Source organism: Streptomyces sp. NPDC050549, assembly GCF_040655035.1.
Classification (GTDB): domain Bacteria; phylum Actinomycetota; class Actinomycetes; order Streptomycetales; family Streptomycetaceae; genus Streptomyces.
The window spans coordinates 362,837-382,295 of record NZ_JBFAJD010000003.1; the positions used below are offsets into that span (position 1 = coordinate 362,837).

Below are 19,459 nucleotides of genomic sequence, written 5' to 3' on the forward strand. Positions count from 1 at the left end.
TCAGTCCAGCGGCTTGCGGTAGTGGATGCGGTCGTAGGGCCCGTCCGTGCGCCGCTCGACGACCTCGTAGCCGAACCTGGGGTAGATCTCCTGGTTCTCCCACATCAGCGCGTTCGTGTAGAGCCTGACCTCGGGCAGACCCAGGGCACGCGCGCGTGCGTCCACGAACTCCAGCAGCCGCCGTCCCACTCCCGTGCCGTGCGCGTCGGGGTGGACGGCGATGCTGTCGAGGAACAGGTGATCGGCGCGCTCCTCGATCACCACCAGCCCGATCACGGGGTTCCCCGTCACGAAGACGCGCCCGGCGACCACATTCGCCATGTGGTCCGCCTCCATGGGCTGCGGCACCACACCGATGCGCGCGATGTAGCGGTGGTACGCCATGTCGGTCACGGCCTTCACGGCCGGTACGTCGACGGGGACGGCCGCGCGAACGCCGGTGCTCATGGGCGGGGCCCGACCGTGTGCGTACTGATCACGAGCATCCGGACACCCTCCGCGCTCGTCCACGGCCCGTGCTCCATGTCCGGATGGCGGTACGCGTACATGCCCGCGGTGAAGGTCTCGCCGAGGCGCAGGTCGGTGAGGTCGCCCTCGAGGATGTACACCTCCTCGAAGTAGTCGTGCCGGACGGCACCCTGGGCGCTGGTGTCGGTCCCCGGCTCGTACCGCTGGAGCACGGTGGAGTCCCCGGAGACCGGATCCACGGCCAGCTCCTGCTGCCACACTCCGGCGGGCGCCCCGGCCCGCCGCCGCCAGGGTGTCTCGGGGCGATGGAACTCGGACTGCGGTCTGCTCATCTGCGACACATCTCCACCCTCACGACACCCACCCCTCCCTGAGCCCTCGGTTAGCCCTGCCTTAACACGACCATAAGGATCTCCCTCCCCCGTCTGCAGCAGGCGATTCAGCGGTTTCCAGGGGCTAGCTTCTGATCACCCCACGGGATCCGTCCCCCGCGCCGCGAACCGTTCGAGGAGTTGGAGTTCCGCCATGCTCGCACGCCGCAAGGCCGCCGCTGTCGCCGTCCTCGGCGTGGCTCCCCTCGTACTGACCGCGCTCGCCGCGGCGCCCGCGGCGGCCCACGGTTCGATGGGGGATCCGGTCAGCCGGGTCGCGCAGTGCTACGCGGAGGGCCCGGAGAACCCGAAGTCGGCCGCGTGCAGGGCGGCGGTCGCGGCCGGTGGCACCCAGGCGCTCTACGACTGGAACGGCATCCGCATCGGCGACGCGAACGGGCGGCACCAGGCACTGATCCCGGACGGCAAGCTGTGCAGCGCGAACAACGAGGAGTTCAAGGGCCTCGACCTGGCCCGCGCGGACTGGCCGGCGACGAGCGTGAGCAGCGGCTCGTACACCTTCAAGTACCGCGTGACCGCACCGCACAAGGGCACCTTCAAGGTGTACCTCACCAAGTCCGGCTACGACCCTTCGCAGCCGCCGGCCTGGGCGGACCTGGACCTGGAGCACCCGGTCGCGACGGCCACCGACCCGGTCGCCTCGGGCGGTTTCTACACCTTCTCCGGCACTCTCCCGCAGCGCTCCGGCAGACAGCTCCTGTACGCGATCTGGCAGCGCTCGGACAGCCCGGAGGCGTTCTACTCCTGCTCGGACGTCAGCTTCGGCGGGAGCGGTGCGGGGGCCGACAGCGGTGGTGCGGCGAGCAGTTCGACACCGACGCCCACCCCGGCCGCTCCCGCCCGGGCCACTCCCGCGCCGTCCGCCTCCGCCCCGTCCGACGAGCAGATCGCGGCAGGTGCCGACAGGTCGACCGTCGAGCACCACGGTCACGGGGACGCGGACGCGAGCACCTCGGCGGAGCCGGCCGCCGCCACGACCCAGGTCAACGAGCCCCAGCCCGCGGGCAGTTCGCAGAAACTCGCGGCGACCGGCAGCAACGACAGCTCGCCGTATCTCGTCATCGGTGGTGCGGCCTCCCTGGCGCTCGGCGCCGCGGTCCTGTTCGCCTCGGTCCGCCGCCGCGCGGCCAACGGCGGTGGACGGCGCGGCCGTTAGTACGGCCGTACAGGGGGCGGGGTCTGTCCGGCGGCTCAGGTCGGGCAGACCCCGCGATGTGCGATCAGCTCAGTGCCGACAGGCAGTTGGTGGTGGTGGCATGCGCCGGATCGAGGGCGTTGGCGACCTCGTGGAAGGCGATCCGGTCCGACAGCCCGAGCAGGGCGTGCTCGGAGAGATCGACTGAACACAGGTTCTGGATCAGCACGTTGTGCACGTCGGATCCGCTCAGGAACTGGCTGCTGTACGGCGTGACCACCTCGTCGTACCGGGTGGCGATGACCGTGTAGTGGACACCGGGGACGGTGTCGCCGCCCGCGTTCAGCTTGGCGAGGAAGGCCGAGCCGGCGATCTGGTCGGCGAGGGCGGGGGTGGTCGCGGAGATCACGTCCTCGGCGCCGGGGAAGTACGGCAGGAGTTTGGTGAGGCCGTCCAGGGTGGTGCCGTGGTTGTCGGGCGCGATGCCGACGAAGGTGTCCACCTTGGCGGCTCCGCCGAGGAACTTGAGGTAGTAGCGGGGCATCATGCCGCCCTGGGAGTGACCGACGAGGTCGGCCTTGGCGGCGCCGGTCGCGGCGAGCACCTTGTCGACGTAGGCCTGGAGTTGTTCTGCCGACTTGTCGATGGGGCCGAGGCCGTGGATGAGCGGGACGCCGGAGAGCTGGCCGTAGTCGAGGGAGAAGACGCAGTAGCCGCGGGCCTCCAGGTACGGCGCCAGAACCAGCCAGTTGTCGGTGCTGTTGGCGAAGGTGCCGTGTACGAGGACGACCGGGTCGGGGTGGGCGGCGGAGGGCTTACACGTGTAGTCGTTCCAGCCGGTGCTCGGAGTGCTCGACGCGTGGGCGGCGGTGGGGAGGGCGGCGACCGCGGCGGTCAGGAGCAGCGCGGTCAGGGGTCTGAGCACTCGTTTCCAGGGCAGCATCGTGTGATCTCCTTGCGGCTCAAGGGAGTTGCGACGGCCTTACGCCCTGTGATCCGGATCACAAGAATGCTGTTCACTCGTCAAGTTACGAGCGAGTAGGTGAAGTGTGAAGTTACGCGTCAGTAAAAACTCTCAGTGATAACCAGTCACCAGGTGGGCCTGATGGGACCGTAGGGTGCAATACGCAGCAAACGGTCACACAACACGCGCACTTCACTCTCCCCCAGCAGTTCGACCCACGGCCGCACGGCGTCGGCGGCGGCCTCCTCCGCCGCACGCGTACAGGCCCAGCCCAGCTCGGTGAGCACGATCAGCCGGGCGCGCGCGTCGGCGGGATGCGGGCGCCGCTCGACGTACCCCCTGCGCACCAGCTCGTCGACGAGCTGACTCGCCGCCTGCTTGGTCACTCCGAGATGAGCGGCGAGATCGGTGACCGTCGCGCCGTCCGGAGCGAGACGGACGAAGGCGAACCCGTGCGCGGGCCGCACCCCCTCGAAACCGCGGGCGACGACGCCCTCGTGGATGCGCTGCGTGAGCTCCCCGGCGACGGCGAGCACGGCGGCGGACAGGGCGATGGCCTCGGAGTTCTGCACGGAGGCATTGAAACACCCTTGACGAACCGGTCAAGCAGCTTGACCATGGAGCCATATAGTCAAGCAGCTTGACCATCTTGAGAGAGGGCCACCATGCCCGTCATCCGCTCGACCGAAGCCGTCACCCACGAGATCCACGGCGCCCGCTTCGTCTCGTACGCCCATCCCCGCACCGGCAGCAAGGAGTTGTGCGCGTGGCGCGGCGAGATCCCGGCCGGCACCAAGGCGCCCCTGCACACCGTCAACCGCGAGGAGATCCTGCACATCCTCGAAGGCGAAATGGTCGTCACGCTCGACGGCCGCACCGAGCGGGTCGGCGCGGGCGACACGCTGATCATCAACCCCGGCGCGACCTTCGGCGCCGAGAACCCCACCGACCGCGCCGTGATCACCTGGGTCACCACGTCCATCGGACTGGAGGCGGAGCTGGCCGACGGGACGCACATCGTTCCGCCGTGGGCCAACTGACCAATGGAACAAGGAGAGTTACGCCGCCAACGCCCCCTGGTCAACGCGGCGGACGGCGAGGGTCAGCCCGCCGCAGACCTTGCCCCAGGGCGTGCAACCGGGTGCCGAGTTCCTCGGAGAGCTGGAAGCCCTTGTGGAGCCGAGGATGCCCTGCTGGTGGAAGATGCGGCCGAGGTCGGCGGGCGGGTTGGTGCCGCTCGTACTCCGGCGATCACGACGGTGCCGCCGGGCCGTAATGACTTCAGCGAGGCCACCCGGGTACGTGAAACGCCGCCCGGCTCTCTCGGAGCCGGGCGGCCGGTCGTGTCCCTCGGGGTGCGGCCCTCTGATCCACAGCCGTCCGGTGGGGTGCTCGGAGCCGTTGCCGATCAGGGCGCCGAGGGCCTGCGCCCCGCCCTGGAGCCGGCGATCGCGCCGGCTGGTGCCGAAGTCGCCGTAGGGGTAGCCGCCCGGGGTGGGGGTGCTGACCTTGTCGAGGGCTGCGGTGGCCTCGTCGTCGAGGGTGAGGGCGACCGCGCCGAGGCCGTCGTGGAGCTGCTTCAGGGTTTGGGCGCCGAAGATCGGGGCGACCACGCCGGGGCGGTCGGCGATCCAACTCAGTGCTGCATGAGCGGGAGTTGCTCCGCTCTCCCGCGCGATGCGGACGAGCTCGTCGATGACGGCCCAGTTGCGGTCGCTGGCCGCGTACTCGGCGGAAACCCACTGGTAGAGCTCGTTCGCGGAACCGGCGCGGGTGTCCGGGGCCGGGGTGGCACCGCGCGGGTACTTCCCGGTGAGGAAGCCGCCGGCCAGCGGCGACCAGGGCAGCAACCCGATGCCGTTGTGCAGGGCGGCGGGCACCATCTCGAACTCGCTCTCCCGGGACAGCAGGCTGTACTGCTGCTGGAGCGTGAGCGGGACATGGACGCCCATCGCCTTGGCCGTCGAGACGGTCAACTGGAGCTGTCGGCCGGTGAAGTTGGACAGCCCCGAGTACTGGATCTTTCCGGCGCGGACGGCGTCGTCGAGGAAGGAGAGGGTTTCCTCGACCGGGGTGTGGGCGTCCCAGCCGTGCATCTGGTAAAGGTCCACGGTCTCCACGCCGAGGCGGCCCAGGGAGGCGTTCAGCGCACGGCGGAGGTGGCGTCGGGACAGGCCGGGGTCGTTGACGTCGGGACCGGTGGTGAAGCGGCCCTTGGTCGTGAGCACGACGCGGTCGGTCATCTCGCGGGGGCGGGCGGCGAGCCGGCGGCCGATGATCTGCTCGGAGAGGCCGCCGCCGTAGACGTCGGAGGTGTCGATCATGTTGCCGTCGGCCTCGATGAAGGCGTCGAGCAGTGCGAAGGACTCCTCCTAGGTGTTCTCGGTGCCGAAGTTCATCGTGCCGAGCGCCAGCTTGGAGACGGCCAGGCCGGAGTTGCCGAGGGTGCGGTACTGCATGGCTCTCTGAGCCGTTCCGCAGCGGGTGTCCGTGGTCAGAACCAGGAAGGCCCGGCGTTCGTGTACGGCGCCTGGAGCGCTGCCGCTTCCTCGTCCGAGAACTTCAATTCAATTGCTTCTGCGGCCTGTTGGAGGTGGTGGGGCTTGGTGGCGCCGACGATGGGCGCGGAGACGAGCGGGTTGCGCAGCACCCAGGCGAGGGCGATCTGCGCCATGGGGACGCCCCGGGTTTCGGCGAGTTGCTGCACGGCGTTGATGACGGGCTCGTCGTACTCGCTGTCGAAGGCCTGGACGACGTGGTCGGTGGTGGAGCGGGTGCTCTGTTCGCCGACGGGGCGGGCGAGGCGACCCTTGCCGTTCGGGGTACGGGACCAGGCCCACGCCCATGTCCCCGCACATGGCCATGAGTTCGGGCTCGTCCTGGCGGCGCAGGAGGTTGTACTGGTTCTGTATGGACACGAAGCGGATCCAGCCGCCAAGGTCGGCCGCGTGCTGGAGCTTGGCGAACTGCCGGCCGTACATCGACGAGGCACCGAGGTAGCGGACCTTGCCCGCCTCGACGACGTCGTGCAGGGCCTCCATCGTCTCCTCGACCGGGACGTCGTCGTCGAAGCGGTGGATCTGGTAAAGGTCGATGTAGTCCGTGCCCAGCCGGGTCAGGGAGGCGTCGACCTGTTCCAGGATCGCCTTGCGGGAGAGGCCTTCACCGCCCGGACCGTCGTGCATCGGGCCCCGGACCTTCGTGGCCAGGACGATGTCCTCACGCCGGGAGTACTCGCGGATCACCCGGCCGACGAACTCCTCGGAGGTGCCCGCCTGGTAGACGTTCGCGGTGTCCCAGAAGGTGATGCCCAGCTCGACGGCCTGCCGGAAGAACGGCGCGGCCCTGTCCTCGGTCAGCGCCCAGGGATGGGCTCGGGGCACGGTCGGGTCGCCGTAGCTCATGCAGCCGAGAGCGAGGCGGCTCACCTTCAGGCCGGTGGTGCCGAGACGGGTGTACTCCATGGTGACGCTCCTTACGCCTGTGCGGCAGGGGTGATGCGGACGGTGGACGAGCGGGGGCCGCTGCGCAGCATCGGCTCCAGGTAGGGGCTGGCGGCGTACTTGGTGCGGTAGGCGTCGTCGACCGCGTCGAGGACGGTGTCGACAGCCGGCGCGAAGGCGACCTCGTGTTCGGTGCCCGCGATGCGGATACGGCCGGCCTTCTGGGACAACACCGCCTGGTACCAGCGGGAGTTGGGGCCGTTGTAGGGGCGAACATAGAGGTCGCCGCCCGCGACGACGGACCAGATCCAGGTCGGTGTGCCGGGGGTGCGGCCGTCCTCGCGATACGGCGAGATGTGCAGGTCGTCGGCGGCTGCGAGGGCACGCAGTTGCGCCTGGTCCCAGGTGCTCGTCATGGGCTTTCCGTGTGCGGTAGGAGGTGATGTGGCAGCGGTCGGTGGCACCGCGCCGTTCGGCGAGAGCGTTCGCGGTCGCAGTGGCCATGACGATCACGGCAGCGATGAGCAGGCTCGCGCGGAGACCGGGCAAGGGGGCCGTGCGGCTCGTGAGGAGGGCTCCGAAGCCCACACGGCGGACGGGAGAACGCTGTGTCCGTGCCGTCGTGGCCTCGGCCGCACGGAACGGCTACCGGTCAGCCGGTGGTGTATCCGCCGTCGACGGGCAGGGCGACGCCCACGACGAAGCTCGCGGCGGGGCTGCACAGCCACAGGACGGCCGCGGCGATCTCGTCGGCCCGGCTCAGCCGTCCGATCGGTTGCTGCTTCATGATCTCGGCCATGGCCTCGGCCTGGCCTTCGAGCATGTCGGCGACCATCGGGGTGTCGATCACACCGGGGCACACCGCGTTGATGCGGATGCCCTTGGGCGCGTACTCGACCGCGGCACTCCTGGTCAGGCCGATCACGCCGTGCTTGGACGTGTGGTAGGCGGCACGCTCCGGCAGGCCCACGAGGCCGCCCAGCGAGGAGCAGTTGACGATGGCGCCGCCGCTGTCCTGCTGCCGCATCTGACGCAGTTCGTGCTTCTGGGCGGCCCAAACACCGCGCAGATCAACGGCGTTGACGCGGTCGAAGTCCTCGGCCGTCTCGTCGGCAGCGTCGCTGGGCGGGACCTGGATGCCGGCGTTGTTGAACGCCATGTCGAGGCGGCCGTACGTCTCAACCGCCCGCTCGACCATCGCGGCGGCCTGCGCCTCGTCCGTGACGTCGCAGACGACGCCGATCGCCCGGTGACGGGCCGCCGTCAGTTCCTCGGCGGCGTGTTCTACGGCCTTCTCGTCGATGTCGGCCAGGACGACGGCGGCACCCGCCTCGGCGAAGGCGCGGATGGTGGCGAGGCCCATGCCGGAGGCCGCGCCGGTGACGAGGGCCACCTGGTCATGGAAGTCGTAGGTGGGGGGCATGAGAGGTGGTTCCAATCATGGGTCGGCGAGATCAGGGGCGCAGCAGCGTCTTGACGGCGCGGCGCTCGTCCATGGCCCGGTAGCCCTCGGCGGCCTCGCCCAGCGGCAGGGTCAGGTCGAAGACCTTGCCGGGCTCGATACGGCCGTCGAGGACGCGGTCGATCAGATCGGGCAGGAAGCGGCGTACCGGGGCGGGGCCGCCGCGCAGGGCGACGTGGGAGTAGAACAGCTCCTCGCCGTCGATGGCCGCGTCGTGCGGGACGCCGACGAAGCCGCCGTTGCCGCCGGGGCGGGTGGACTGGACGGCCTGCCGCATCGATTCCTGGGTGCCGACGCACTCCAGGACGGAGTCGGCGCCGATGCCGCCGGTGAGCTCCTTGATACGGCCGACACCCGCCTCGCCGCGCTCGGCGACGATGTCGGTGGCGCCGAACTCGGTCGCGAGCTGCTGCCGGGAGGCGTGGCGGCTCATCGCGATGATCCGCTCGGCGCCGAGTTCCCGGGCGGCGAGGACGCCGGACAGGCCGACCGCGCCGTCGCCGACCACGACCACCATGGAGCCGGGCTTCACCTCGGCGGCGACGGCCGCGTACCAGCCGGTGCCCGTCACGTCGGAGAGGGTGAGCAGGCTCGGCACGAACTTCTCGTCGGGCTGCGCGTCGAGGGCGACGAAGGTGCCGTCGGCGAGCACGATACGGATGTGCTCGGCCTGACAGCCGCCCACGAACTCCCGGTGCGGACAGGAGGTTTGATAGCCGGCGCGGCAGATCGGGCAGGTGTTGTCGGAGGCGAAGAAGGAGCCGATGACGAACTGCCCCGGCTTGATGTCCAGCACTTCTGCGCCGGTCTCCTCGACCACGCCGACGTACTCGTGCCCGATCGGGGTGGGCTGGGTGACCGGGTTGATGCCACGGTAGTCCCACAGGTCGGAGCCGCACACGCAGGCGGCGACGGTGCGGATGACCGCGTCCGTGGGGCGAGGATCTTCGGCTCGGGGAGGTTCTCCACCCGGATGTCACCGGGGCGTGGAGCACGGTTGCGCGCACGAGTATCTCCTGTATCTGTGGGGGGAGTTGGTCAGTGCGAGGTACGGGTGCTGGTGCGCGGGCCGCCGTACTCCGCGTCGGTGACGTGCTCCAGCCAGTCGACCTCGTCGCCCTCCCACAGGGCGATGTGCTCCATGAACTGGTCCGGGGTGGCACCGTGCCAATGCTCCTCGCCGGGCGGGCAGCCGACGGTGTCGCCCGGGTGGGCCTCGACGATCACGCCGTCCCGGGTGCCGACGAGGGCGACCCCGGACACGACGTGCAGACTCTGGCCCAGACCGTGGCTGTGCCAGGCGGTGCGGGCACCGGGCGCGAAGCGGACCATGTTGGCGCGGGCCCGGGAGGGCCGCTCGCCCCGGTGGATCACGTCCGCCCAGACGTCACCGGCGAACATGTGCGGGGGCAGCTTCATGGTCGCGGGCTGCTTGAGGATCTCCATGGTGGTACGTGCTCCTTGCGTCGACGTATTCGGCGGGGGGACGTGCGAATGAGAGTGGGATCAGGCCTTGCGGAACAGTTCCCGGGTCACGTTCAGGGCGGACATCGCCCTGGGCCAGCCGGCGTAGAACGCCATGTGGGTGATCGTCCCGATGGTTTCCTCTTCGGTGACGCCGTTCTGCCTGGCCAGCGGGATGTGGAAAGTGAGCTGCTCGCTGCTGCCGCTGGTGATCAGGCTGGCCACGGTCACCAGGCTGCGGTCCCTCGGGGACAGCTCCGGGCTCTTCCACTCCTGCCCGAACAGCTCGCGCGGACCCGGCTGGGCCTTCTTCTCCGTCATCGTCCATGTCCTTTCCCGCGCGGTGCATCCTGCGCCACCACCGATGAAACTGCAGGTCACACACGCGTGGAAGGACTCGTTGATACGTGTACTGCCAGTACACCCTTCGGCCGGAGACACGGCAGGAACAGCCGACGTAGCCTCGAAACCATGGACAACCGGAGCGAGGTACGCGAGTTCCTGACCAGCCGCCGTGCCAAGATCACACCCCAGCAGGCGGGGCTGCCCGCCTACACCGGCAACCGGCGCGTCAAGGGGCTGCGCAGGGAGGAAGTCGCACTGCTCGCCGGCGTCAGCGCCAAGTACTACGCCCGCCTTGAGCGCGGCAACCTCTCCGGCGTCTCCGAAACCGTCATCGACTCACTCGCCCGTGCCCTCCAGCTCGACGAAGCCGAGCACGCCCACCTGGACGACCTCGCCCGTACGGCGAACACCAGCCGGCCAGCCCGCCGCCGCGCCCCGCAGCCCATCCGCCCGAGCCTCCAGCACCTGCTCGACGCGATGACCGAGGCCCCAGCCTTCATCCGCAACGGCCGCCTCGACATCCTCGCCACCAACCGCCTCGGCCGCGCCCTCTACGACCCGGTCTTCGCCGACCCCGCCCGGCCCGTGAACCTCGCCCGCTACGAGTTCCTCAATCCCGGCGCCGCCGGCTTCCTCCCCCAACTGGAACTCCAGGCCGCCGGCGCGGTGGCTCTCCTGCGCACCGAGGCCGGACGCGACCCGTACAACCGGGACTTGACCGACCTCGTCGGCGAACTCTCCACCCGCAGCGAGAAGTTCCGCACCCTGTGGGCCGCCCACGACGTCCGGCTGCACCAGACCGGCGTCAAGTACTTCCGCCACCCGGCGGTCGGTGAACTCGCCCTCCCCTTCGAGGCGATGCCCATCCCCACCGAACCCGGCCTCACCCTCACCGCCCTCAACGCCGAACCCGGCACCCCGACCCACGACAGCCTCCGGCTGCTGGCCAGCTGGGCCGCCACGCTGGACAAGGACAACACCGCCGTCAGCGACAACGAGCACAGCGCGTAGCACGTGCCCTCCCGCACCGGGGCACACGCCCGATGATCAAGATGTCAACGTGGCCCCGACGGACGGGGCTTCGCTGTCGCCGAGGAAGGACGTGACGGCAGTTGTCCGTCGTAGCGGCGTGCGGCGGTGGCCGAGTCGGCGTCGGCGGTGTGCAGTGCCGTCCAAGCCGGTCAGTCCGCCAGAGCTGCCGGACGTACAGCCTCCGGCCCAAAGCGTCGGCGGGCGCGATCCGCAGCGACTTCGGCTGCGCGGGCACGGGTATCACCAGAATCCAGAGAGAGCTGACGACAGGCGCTTTGGGCCGGCGTCAAGCGGTCGGCGCGGATGGCGAAGGCCCGGACTCGTGCCCGCTGCAGCCCCAGGGAGGCCAGCAGGCCCAGGGAAGTCGCGGCAAGAACTGGTGAGTGGTCGGTGGGTTCCGGCAGCGCGCGCGTACGTGTGGTGGAGCCGTGGTCGGCATACCGCAGGGTGAGCGTGAGTCGGCCGGCGACCTGGCTTTCACCACGCAGGTGTTGACCGATCCGGTCGGCAAGTCCCAGGACCGCTCGGTGATGCTGTGCCGGATCGAGGCAGTCCCGCTCCAGCATGAGATCGGCGACCAGGTGCGCTGCCGGTTCCGAAGGGCTCACCGGGCGAGGATCCTGACCACGGGCGCGCTCGGCCAGCAGCCGGGCCGAACCGACTCCGAGGAGACGTTGCAGGGTTGCCGCAGGTATGTCGGCGATCTGACCGATGGTGTGCAGCCCGTACTTGTTGAGCGTTTCCGCTGTTGCGCGCCCGATCCCCGGCAGGGCGGTGACCGGGCGGGGGTACAGCCAGGTGGCGGCCTGCCCGTCGCGAATCCAGGTGGTGTCTCCGGGCGCGGACGCGTCGGCCGCCATGGCCGCCAGCATGCGGTTGCCCGCGAGCCCGGCACTGCTGTCGATGCCGTAGTGGGCCTTCAGCCTCATCTTCACCGTCTGGACCGCGTCGTAGGCGGACATGTCGAAGTACCGGAGCGCCGAAGTCAGGTCCACCTGAAGGGCGTTGGGCGGGATGGACTGGACGTGAGGCGTGATTCCGGACAGCAGTTCGATTACATCGTCGTACTGAGTCTGGGTCAGCGAGGCGTGCAGGTGAAGGTGGGCGATGTGCCGCTGCCGCGCGGTCATCCCGCACTCCCCGGGCTTCGGTGGCCGAACTTCTTCAGGTCGGCGGAGCGGGTGCCAGCTGGCTGGAGGTCGGCGTAGGGGTGCAGGCGGGCGCCGGTGGTGCCGTTGGCCAGAGTCCGCCGCGGCTGGGCGGGGGTCGGGTGCGGGCGGCTCTCGCCGAGGAGGGCGAGTGCGGCTTCGGGACCGTGGTCGCGGCGGGCGGCGGCGATCTCGTCCAGGTCCCAGGCCATGGAGCCGACGACGGTACGACGGGTGCCGCGCACCTGGACCGTGCCGCGCACCAGCAGCAGCCCGCTGTGGAAGACGGTGTGCGCACAGGCCGGGTGGGAGTCCTCGAAGAAGGCCAGGTCGACCAGGCCGGAGCCGTCCTCCAGGGTGACGAAGATGATCCGCTTGCCGCTGGCGATCGGCGGGGTCTGGGTGGAAGCGCGGACCCCGGCGACCAACACCTGCTGTCCGGCACGCAGTCCGGCCAGATGGGCCGCGTCGGTCGCGCCGATCTCGCGCAGCAGACGGTGGTGGTGCTCCATCAGATGCCTGGAGACGTCGATGCCAAGGGTGCTCAGCTCGGCGCTGAGTGCTTCACGGCCGGTCATCTCCGGCAGCCCGCTCGGCTCCACTCCTCCAACTGCGCCCGTGTCGATGGGCAGTTGACCCTCGTGCGCGGTCCGGGTGCGGGAGGCCCGGTGGAGTTCGGTGATCTGGAGCAGCAGGTCGCGGCGCGTGAGACGGCCGTCGTGCAGGCAACCCAGGGCGCCGATCTCGGCGAGGCGTTCGGCGACCGGTCTGCTGGGACGGGCCCGCTGCCAGAAGTCGGAGAGGGATCCGTACGGCTGCCCCTCCTCGATCCGGGCGCACTCCTCCTCGCTGATGCCACGGACTTCGGACAGCGCGAGCCGTACGCCCCACTGCTCTCCGTCGGTCTTCTCCACGGTGTGCTTCACCTGGGAGCGGTTGATGTCGACGGGCAGGACCGGTACGCCGCCCCGGCGAGCGTCGGCGACCAGAACCCGCTTGGGCCACATACCAGGGTCGTGTTCGAGCAGGCCGGCCAGCAGGAACGCCGGATAGTGCGCCTTGAGCCAGGCGCTCTGCAGGGCCGGTACGGCGAAGGCGACCGCATGGGCGCGGCAGAAGCCGTACGCGCCGAAGGCCTCGATGGTCTTCCAGACCTCGTCCCGTACGGCCTGGCTGTAGCCACGCGCGCGTGCCAGGCCGTGGAACCAGTCCCTGATCTTCGGCAGCCGGTTCTTGTCGCCCAGTGCCCGCCGGGCGATCTCCGCCATCGCGTAGTCGCAGCCGGTCATCACCGACAGGGTCTCGATGATCTGCTCGTGCCAGATGGTCACGCCGTAGGTGTCGGCGAGGACCGGTTCCAGGTCCGGGTGGGCGTACGACGGTGTGCCGCCGTTGCGTGCGGCGATGTACCGCTCGGGCATGCCGCCGGCGACCGGTCCGGGGCGGAAGAGGCTGATGTCGGCGATGACGTCCTGCGGGTCGCGGGGCTGGAGCCGGGACAGGAGGTCCTGCTGGCCGGGTGACTCCAGCTGGAACAGGCCCAGGGTCCGGCTCTCCTGGATGAGCTTGAACGCGAAGACGTCGTCGAGCGGCACCTGTCGTGGATCGTCCAGCTCGATACGGCGACCCGTGGTGCGTTCGATTTCGGTGATGGCGTGGGCCATCGCGGACTGCATCCGCACGCCCAGGACGTCGAGTTTGATGTTGCCCAGCGCCTCGATCTCCTCCTTCGCCGCCATCGCCATGGGGTAGTCGCCCTGCGGGGTGGGTTGCACTGGTAGCCGGTCGAGGAGGGCCGCGTCGCTGATGACCACGCCACAGGGATGCATGGCCATGCCGTGGACCAGCGAGTCGAGCCCTTCGGCCAGCTCCCACAGCGGTCCGTACCGGTCCATCTCGCCTGCCAGCTGCCGCAGTTCGGGCAGCTCGGCGAGCGCGCCAGTGATGTCCGAGGCCCGCAGGTGCGGGAAGCTCTTGGCGATCCGGTCGACCTCGGCCGGAGCGATCCCCAGCGCAAGACCGGTGTCCCGCAGCGCCCTGCGCGCCCGGTAGGTCTCGGGCATCGCGGTGACCGCGACCCGTTCCTTGCCGAACCGCTCGAAGATCGCGTCGTAGCACTCCAGCCGGCGGGCGGACTCCACATCGATGTCGATGTCGGGCAGCGAGGCCCGGCGCACGCTCAGGAAGCGCTCGAACAGCAGACGATGGTCGAGCGGATTGGCCGTGGCGATACCCAGCGCGTGACAGACCATGGATCCCGCGCCCGAGCCTCGCGCTGCGACCCGGACTCCCTTCTCGCGAATGTCGGCCACAACCTGTCCCACGGCGAGAAAATAAGAGTCGTAGGCCAACTCAGAGATCACAGCGAGCTCTTCGTCAAGTCGATCCTGCGCAACCCGGTCGCGGTCCAGGCCGCGTCGGGCCATGCCGTCCTCGCATCGTGTGCGCAGCAGCCGGGCCGCACCGCTCGCCCCTGGCTCGGCGCCGAGGACTTCCGGTTCGGGAAGGTGCGGCGTACCCAGGCCGAGATCCGCCACGGGATCGACAGTGCACGCGGCTGCCGTGGCAGCGGTGTCCGCCAGCAGGCGGCGTGCCCGACCGGCGTCCGCTCCAGCGCATTCGGCGGTCATCTGCGCGATGCCCGCCATCCGCCCTTCATCCTTGAGCCAGCGCTGCCCGCTGTCCAGGTGCCGCCGGTCGATCGGTCGCAGGAGCCGTGCGGCATCCAGGACATCGGCAAGGCGGTGCTGGCCGGGGTCGGCGTAGCGGACGGCGTTGGAGAGCACGGCGGTGGTGCGGGTACGGTCGGCCAGCGCCAGGGTGCGGGCGGCCAGGCGGAGGGAGCCCGGACCTGTGCCGAAACGTTTCTGCGCTACGGCCTCCAACCGCACTCCCCTCCCGAAGATCTCCCACCAGGGCGCCAGCAGCTTCATCGCGACGTCCTCCCGGCCCACCGACAGCGCCCGCACCGGCTCCGAGAGCGGCCCGAGCAGCACGGTCAGCCCTGGGCCGCCGTACTCGCGCAGCGCCTCCCACGGCACCACCACCGGCGCCGCGCCGGACGCGGTGCCGGCGTGGGCGGCCGAGGTGATGCGGCACAGCCGGGCCCATCCCGCCCGGTCCTGGGCGAGCAGCACGAACCGCAGCGGCGGCTCGATCACATGCGCGCCGCCACGGGCGGGGGTGCGCGGGCGCTGCGCGGGCGGCGGGGGCGCCAGCGCCTCCACCGCAAGGTCGACACCGAAGACCGGCCGGACCCCCTCCTTCGCGCACGCCCGCGCGAAGCGGACGGCACCAGTGACCGTGTCCCGGTCGGTGAGCGCGAGCGCCGTCGCGCCCCGCTCGGCCGCCCGGCCGGCGAGCTGCTCGGGATGGGCGGCGCCGTAGCGGGCGGAGTAACCGGACGCGACGTGCAGATGGGCGAAGCCCGCCATGCCGCACCTCCATCACTCCACCCCTTTTCGGCCATCCGTCCGATATATTCATCGTACGTCCGTTCGATTACCTTAACCCCATCAGCCCCGGTCAGCGACCACATTCGAACATGCAAACGATTCTTTGAGGAGACCTGCGACGGGGTCCACGGTGTCCGAAACAGACATCGCTCCGTCAGCTCCCCACCCGGGCCGGGCAGTTGGGGAAAATCACTTCCGAACATCCGTACGACATCCATTCGGCCCCTCCCCGCCTGCGTGAGTACCCGGCCACCGAGACCGTGGGGACATGACAGAGCCCCCCGGTGCCGGTACGTCCCGTACGTCCTTCCTCGGTGAGGTGAAGGACGCGGTCAGCCTGCGGGCCGCCCTCCTCGTCATCGGTGTGGTCGCCCTTCAGCTGCTCTTCATCGCCTCCTATGTGGGCGCGCTCCACAACCCGAAGCCCAGGGATGTGGCTTTCGGGGTTGTCGCGCCCGGGGTCACGGCCGAGCAGACGGTGACCCGGCTGAAGCAGCTGCCCGGCTCGCCGCTGGACCCGCGCGTGGTGTCCGACGCGGCGACCGCGCGGAGGCAGATCCTGGACCGGGACATCGACGGCGCTCTCGTCATCGACTCACGCGGCATCAAGGACACGCTCCTGGTCGCGACCGGCGGCGGTACGGTCCTCGCCACCACCCTGGAGACGATCACCACCACCCTGGAGAAGGCCGAGCAGCGCACGGTCAGAGTGGTGGACGTGGCCCCGGCCTCGTCCCAGGACTTCGACGGGCTGTCGTCCTTCTACCTGGTCGTCGGCTGGTGTGTCGGCGGCTATCTGTGCGCCTCGATCCTGGCGATCAGCACCGGCGCCCGGCCCGCCAACCCGCGCCGCGCGGCGATCCGGCTGATCGTGATGGCGCTGGTCGCGATCGTCGGCGGGCTCGGCGGCGCGGTGATCGTCGGGCCGGTCCTGGGCGCACTGCCGGGGAGTGTGCCGGCGCTCTGGGGGCTCGGCGCGCTGATCACCTTCGCCGTCGGGGCGGCGACCCTCGCCCTGCAGGGGGTCTTCGGGGTCGTGGGCATCGGTCTGGCGATCCTGCTGGTGGTGATCGCCGGCAACCCGAGCGCGGGCGGCGCCTTCCCGCTGCCGCTGCTGCCGCCGTTCTGGAACGCGATCGGGCCCGCGCTGCCGCCGGGCGCCGGGACCTGGGTGGCGCGCTCGATCGCCTACTTCAAGGGCAACGCCGTGACCGGCCCGCTGCTGGTGCTGTCGGCGTGGGCGCTCGCCGGGATCGTGATCACCCTGCTGGCGGCGACGCTGCGGCACAAGCACGAGCGGCTGCTGGGCCGACCGGCGTTGTCAGACCCGTCTGCAACCCTGGACGAATGATCAGCACACTCGCCGTCGAGAACTACCGCTCCCTGCGCCGTCTGATCGTCCCGCTGACCACGCTGAACGTGATCACGGGGGCGAACGGCACGGGCAAGTCGAGCCTCTACCGCGCGCTGTGCCTGCTCGCCGAGTCCGCGCGCGGCGGCGCCGTCGCCGCGCTCGCGCAGGAGGGCGGACTGCCGTCGGTGCTGTGGGCGGGGCCGGAGAAGATCAGCCGCGCGGTGCGCGAGGGACGGCATCCCGTGCAGGGCACGGTCCGCTCGGGCCCGGTCAGTCTGCAACTGGGCTTCGCGGGCGACGAGTTCGGGTACGCGGTCGACTTCGGGCATCCGAGCCCCGCTCCCGGTGCGGGCAGCGGCCCCTCGATGTTCAACCTCGACCCGGAGATCAAGCGCGAGTGCATCTGGAGCGGCCCCGTGCTGCGCCCGGCCTCGGTCCTCTCCGACCGCGCGGGAGCCGCCGTCAGACTGCGCGGCGCGGGCGGCGGCTGGTCCCGGGCCCACGGCACCCTGCGCCCGTACGACAGCATGCTCGGCGAGCTGGCCGACCCGCAGCACGCCCCCGATGGGCTGGCGGTGCGGGAGTTCATCAGGTCCTGGCGGTTCTACGACCATGTCCGCACCGACGCGCACGCGCCGGCCCGGGCCGACCGCATCGGCACCCGGACACCCGTGCTCAGCGGTGACGGCTCCGATCTGGCCGCCGCCCTGCAGACGATCCGCGAGGTCGGTGACGGCGCGGCGCTGGACGCGGCCGTGGACGCGGCCTTCCCCGGCAGCCAGGTCCACATCGCCGATCTCGGCGGACGCTTCCGGCTCGCCCTGCGCCAGCACGGACTGCTGCGCCCGCTCACCGCCGCCGAACTGTCGGACGGCACCCTGCGCTACCTCCTGTGGGCGGCGGCGTTGTTGACGCCCCGGCCCCCGTCGCTGCTCGTGCTGAACGAGCCGGAGACGAGCCTCCACCCGGACCTGATCCCGCCGCTCGCCGATCTGATCCTCACCGCCACCAAGGACACCCAGATCGTCGTGGTCACCCACGCCAGACCGCTCGCGGACGCCCTCCAGAAGGGCGCGATACGTCACCGCCTCGACGTCAACTCCATAGAGCTGGTGAAGGAGTTCGGGCAGACGACGGTGGCGGGCCGTGAGGGCCCGCTGGACGAACCACTGTGGTACTGGCCCCAGCGCTGAGCCGGCCGTACGGACCGAAGTCCCGCCCCCTCGCGCGCGGGGACGGGACTTCACAGCGCCGTACGTGCAGGTCAGCCGATCTGTGCGCCGAAGGTCGACAGGGCCTCGGTGACCGGCTGGAAGAAGGTCTCGCCGCCCGAGGTGCAGTCGCCGCTGCCGCCCGAGGTGAGGCCGATCGCCGCGTCGCCGTCGAAGAGAGAGCCACCGCTGTCGCCGGGCTCGGCGCAGACGTCGGTCTGGATGAGGCCGTTGACGATGTCGCCGTTGCCGTAGTTCACGGTGGCGTCCAGGCCGGTGACCGTGCCGGTGTGCACCTGGGTCGTCGAGCCGCTGCGGGTCACCTTCTCGCCGACGGTTGCGTCGGCGGCGTGGGTGACGGCCCGCGAGGAGCCGTTGTAGAGGTCGACCGCGCTCGGGTGGGCGACGCCGGAGGTGTACTTGACCAGACCGAAGTCGTTGTCCGGGAAGCTGGACTGCTCGTTCTGGCCGATCACGTTGCCGCTGGAGTCGGACCAGGTGGAGATCGCCTCGGTGCAGTGCCCGGCGGTGATGAAGTAGGGCGCGCCGCCCTTGACCACGTTGAAGCCGAGGGAACAGCGGCCGCCTGAGCCGGAGATGGCGTCGCCGCCCGCGATGAACGGTTTGAACTCCCCCTTGGTGCGCTGGAGTTCGGCCTTGCTGCCGAGTCCGTCGACGACCTTGGTGAGCTTGGCCCACTCGGTGTCGGAGACCGTGCGGTCGGCGGTGACGACGACCTTGTTGGTGGTGGGGTCGGTCGCCCATGAGGTGCCGGGGATGGTGGCGTCCTGCTTGAGGGTCGTACGGGCGCTCGTCAGTTCGGCGAGGGAGTGCTCGACGATTCTCGCCTTGGCGCCGGCCGCCTCGACGGTGTCGGCGGCTGCCTGGTCGAGCACGTTGACCACGAGACTCTTGGTCTTCGCGTCGTAGAACGTGCCGGCCGCGTCGGCGCCGAGGTCTTTGCCGAGCGTCGAGGCGAGCTTTCCGGCCGCCGGGGCCGAGAGGGTGCGGAGTGCGGCCGGCTTCGATGTCTCGCTGGCGTTCGCACTCTGCAAGGTGACTCCCGCGACGACCAGCGCGGCTGTGCCCGCGCCCGCCACGACCGCCCGTCGCCGGGGTATGCGTCGGTGCTTCAACTCGTGTCCTCCTGTGGGGGGGTCGGCCCGGCGGGTCATGAGCACCCGACAGGCCGAAAGGTAGGTTGACGAGCGCCTACTCTTCCGAATCTCACAGGGAGCGCACAAGGTCGACTTCAGGTCGCGCAGGCAACGCGGTCACACGCCCCCTCGTTTTGAATGTTCACGGTCATCCCAGGCCGTTCGCACTGCAAACACCGCGTGCGAGCAACGTCCTTCAACCGGCGAGGACTAGTCCTGTCCGGAAATCGACCCGTCGGGTTCCTGATCCGAGTGGGACTCGGCGGGCAGGAGTTGCTCCTGCACCGGTTGCGGTGCCACAGGGGCGACGGGTGCCACGGGCGCGGCCGGGGCGGCCCGTTCCAGGAAGCGCAGCAGCTCCACCGGGAACGGGAGCACGAGCGTGGAGTTCTTCTCGGCCGCGACCGCCACCACCGTTTGCAGGAGCCG

16 protein-coding genes and 4 pseudogenes are annotated in these 19,459 nt (G+C 70.3%); 5 read left to right on the forward strand and 15 right to left on the reverse strand.

Features of this window, described 5'->3' with window-relative positions; all coding sequences use genetic code 11:
• Complete coding sequence (locus tag AB0I51_RS07765) at positions 1–447, reverse strand: GNAT family N-acetyltransferase (RefSeq protein WP_362972485.1); 447 nt, start codon at positions 445–447, stop codon at positions 1–3.
• A complete protein-coding gene (locus AB0I51_RS07770) occupies positions 444–800 on the reverse strand; it encodes a cupin domain-containing protein (RefSeq protein ID WP_362972487.1) in 357 nt (118 codons plus the stop codon). The genes AB0I51_RS07765 and AB0I51_RS07770 overlap by 4 nt, the downstream gene beginning before the upstream one ends.
• A gap of 193 nt (positions 801–993) precedes the next feature.
• Between AB0I51_RS07770 and AB0I51_RS07775 the strand changes: the two genes are divergently transcribed.
• The gene (locus AB0I51_RS07775) at positions 994–2,016 is read left to right on the forward strand and encodes a lytic polysaccharide monooxygenase (protein ID WP_362972489.1); all 1,023 of its coding nucleotides are present in this window, start codon (positions 994–996) and stop codon (positions 2,014–2,016) included.
• Positions 2,017–2,080: 64 nt separating this feature from the next.
• Here AB0I51_RS07775 and AB0I51_RS07780 read toward each other — a convergent pair whose 3' ends face one another.
• Both AB0I51_RS07780 and AB0I51_RS07785 read right to left on the reverse strand, forming a co-directional pair.
• The gene (locus AB0I51_RS07780) at positions 2,081–2,938 is read right to left on the reverse strand and encodes an alpha/beta fold hydrolase (protein WP_362972491.1); all 858 of its coding nucleotides are present in this window, start codon (positions 2,936–2,938) and stop codon (positions 2,081–2,083) included.
• Positions 2,939–3,084: 146 nt separating this feature from the next.
• Entirely contained in the window at positions 3,085–3,531 is a 447-nt protein-coding gene (locus AB0I51_RS07785) for a MarR family winged helix-turn-helix transcriptional regulator (protein ID WP_362972493.1), read from the reverse strand.
• Between the two features lie 93 nt (positions 3,532–3,624).
• Here AB0I51_RS07785 and AB0I51_RS07790 point away from each other — a divergent pair, with 93 nt between their 5' ends.
• Positions 3,625–3,999, forward strand: a complete 375-nt coding sequence (locus AB0I51_RS07790; protein WP_362972495.1) for a cupin domain-containing protein — start codon at positions 3,625–3,627, stop codon at positions 3,997–3,999.
• An 18-nt stretch (positions 4,000–4,017) separates the two neighbouring features.
• On the opposite strand, the pseudogene AB0I51_RS07795 reads toward AB0I51_RS07790, so the two are convergent.
• From AB0I51_RS07795 to AB0I51_RS07825, 7 genes and pseudogenes are all read right to left on the reverse strand, one after another.
• Positions 4,018–5,319: pseudogene (locus AB0I51_RS07795) on the reverse strand (aldo/keto reductase); the annotation flags it as partial.
• 134 nt (positions 5,320–5,453) lie between these two features.
• Positions 5,454–6,423, reverse strand: a pseudogene (locus tag AB0I51_RS07800) (aldo/keto reductase).
• 11 nt (positions 6,424–6,434) lie between these two features.
• Positions 6,435–6,818, reverse strand: coding sequence for a DUF2255 family protein (locus tag AB0I51_RS07805; RefSeq protein WP_362972497.1), 384 nt, complete (start codon positions 6,816–6,818; stop codon positions 6,435–6,437).
• Positions 6,819–7,054: 236 nt separating this feature from the next.
• Positions 7,055–7,825 carry a glucose 1-dehydrogenase gene (locus tag AB0I51_RS07810; RefSeq protein WP_362972499.1) on the reverse strand — a complete coding sequence of 257 codons (771 nt, stop codon included), beginning with the start codon at positions 7,823–7,825 and terminating at the stop codon, positions 7,055–7,057.
• A gap of 31 nt (positions 7,826–7,856) precedes the next feature.
• Positions 7,857–8,871 (reverse strand): annotated as a pseudogene (locus tag AB0I51_RS07815) (zinc-dependent alcohol dehydrogenase family protein).
• Between the two features lie 31 nt (positions 8,872–8,902).
• Positions 8,903–9,310, reverse strand: a complete 408-nt coding sequence (locus tag AB0I51_RS07820; RefSeq protein ID WP_362972501.1) for a cupin domain-containing protein — start codon at positions 9,308–9,310, stop codon at positions 8,903–8,905.
• Positions 9,311–9,370: 60 nt separating this feature from the next.
• Positions 9,371–9,649: a carboxymuconolactone decarboxylase family protein gene (locus tag AB0I51_RS07825; RefSeq protein WP_362972503.1), complete on the reverse strand. Its 279-nt coding sequence runs from the start codon at positions 9,647–9,649 to the stop codon at positions 9,371–9,373.
• Between the two features lie 150 nt (positions 9,650–9,799).
• On the opposite strand from AB0I51_RS07825, the gene AB0I51_RS07830 reads away from it, so the two are divergent.
• Complete coding sequence (locus AB0I51_RS07830; protein ID WP_362972505.1) at positions 9,800–10,684, forward strand: helix-turn-helix transcriptional regulator; 885 nt, start codon at positions 9,800–9,802, stop codon at positions 10,682–10,684.
• Between the two features lie 170 nt (positions 10,685–10,854).
• Here the strand turns inward: AB0I51_RS07830 and AB0I51_RS07835 are convergent, their stop codons facing one another.
• Together AB0I51_RS07835 and dnaE are read right to left on the reverse strand one after the other, a co-directional pair.
• Positions 10,855–11,835 carry an ImpB/MucB/SamB family protein gene (locus AB0I51_RS07835; protein ID WP_362972507.1) on the reverse strand — a complete coding sequence of 327 codons (981 nt, stop codon included), beginning with the start codon at positions 11,833–11,835 and terminating at the stop codon, positions 10,855–10,857.
• Positions 11,832–15,287, reverse strand: a complete 3,456-nt coding sequence (gene dnaE, locus AB0I51_RS07840) for a DNA polymerase III subunit alpha (RefSeq protein ID WP_362972509.1) — start codon at positions 15,285–15,287, stop codon at positions 11,832–11,834. The genes AB0I51_RS07835 and dnaE overlap by 4 nt, the downstream gene beginning before the upstream one ends.
• A gap of 289 nt (positions 15,288–15,576) precedes the next feature.
• Between dnaE and AB0I51_RS07845 the strand changes: the two genes are divergently transcribed.
• Together AB0I51_RS07845 and AB0I51_RS07850 are read left to right on the forward strand one after the other, a co-directional pair.
• Positions 15,577–16,659 (forward strand): DUF3533 domain-containing protein, encoded by a 1,083-nt coding sequence (locus tag AB0I51_RS07845; protein WP_362972511.1) that lies wholly within the window; start codon positions 15,577–15,579, stop codon positions 16,657–16,659.
• Positions 16,656–17,855 carry an AAA family ATPase gene (locus tag AB0I51_RS07850; protein ID WP_362972513.1) on the forward strand — a complete coding sequence of 400 codons (1,200 nt, stop codon included), beginning with the start codon at positions 16,656–16,658 and terminating at the stop codon, positions 17,853–17,855. The genes AB0I51_RS07845 and AB0I51_RS07850 overlap by 4 nt, the downstream gene beginning before the upstream one ends.
• Before the next feature lie 71 nt (positions 17,856–17,926).
• On the opposite strand, the gene AB0I51_RS07855 is transcribed toward AB0I51_RS07850, so the two are convergent.
• Together AB0I51_RS07855 and AB0I51_RS07860 are read right to left on the reverse strand one after the other, a co-directional pair.
• Positions 17,927–19,009, reverse strand: a complete 1,083-nt coding sequence (locus AB0I51_RS07855; protein ID WP_362972515.1) for a S1 family peptidase — start codon at positions 19,007–19,009, stop codon at positions 17,927–17,929.
• Positions 19,010–19,240: 231 nt separating this feature from the next.
• Positions 19,241–19,459: pseudogene (locus tag AB0I51_RS07860) on the reverse strand (slipin family protein); the annotation flags it as partial.

Coding starts and splice junctions, on each gene's coding strand:
- AB0I51_RS07765 (WP_362972485.1), bottom strand. CDS start 447: ATGAGCACCGGCGTTCGCGCGGCCGTCCCCGTCGACGTACCGGCCGTG.
- AB0I51_RS07770 (WP_362972487.1), bottom strand. CDS start 800: ATGAGCAGACCGCAGTCCGAGTTCCATCGCCCCGAGACACCCTGGCGG.
- AB0I51_RS07775 (WP_362972489.1), top strand. CDS start 994: ATGCTCGCACGCCGCAAGGCCGCCGCTGTCGCCGTCCTCGGCGTGGCT.
- AB0I51_RS07780 (WP_362972491.1), bottom strand. CDS start 2,938: ATGCTGCCCTGGAAACGAGTGCTCAGACCCCTGACCGCGCTGCTCCTG.
- AB0I51_RS07790 (WP_362972495.1), top strand. CDS start 3,625: ATGCCCGTCATCCGCTCGACCGAAGCCGTCACCCACGAGATCCACGGC.
- AB0I51_RS07805 (WP_362972497.1), bottom strand. CDS start 6,818: ATGACGAGCACCTGGGACCAGGCGCAACTGCGTGCCCTCGCAGCCGCC.
- AB0I51_RS07810 (WP_362972499.1), bottom strand. CDS start 7,825: ATGCCCCCCACCTACGACTTCCATGACCAGGTGGCCCTCGTCACCGGC.
- AB0I51_RS07820 (WP_362972501.1), bottom strand. CDS start 9,310: ATGGAGATCCTCAAGCAGCCCGCGACCATGAAGCTGCCCCCGCACATG.
- AB0I51_RS07825 (WP_362972503.1), bottom strand. CDS start 9,649: ATGACGGAGAAGAAGGCCCAGCCGGGTCCGCGCGAGCTGTTCGGGCAG.
- AB0I51_RS07830 (WP_362972505.1), top strand. CDS start 9,800: ATGGACAACCGGAGCGAGGTACGCGAGTTCCTGACCAGCCGCCGTGCC.
- AB0I51_RS07835 (WP_362972507.1), bottom strand. CDS start 11,835: ATGACCGCGCGGCAGCGGCACATCGCCCACCTTCACCTGCACGCCTCG.
- dnaE (WP_362972509.1), bottom strand. CDS start 15,287: ATGGCGGGCTTCGCCCATCTGCACGTCGCGTCCGGTTACTCCGCCCGC.
- AB0I51_RS07845 (WP_362972511.1), top strand. CDS start 15,577: ATGACAGAGCCCCCCGGTGCCGGTACGTCCCGTACGTCCTTCCTCGGT.
- AB0I51_RS07850 (WP_362972513.1), top strand. CDS start 16,656: ATGATCAGCACACTCGCCGTCGAGAACTACCGCTCCCTGCGCCGTCTG.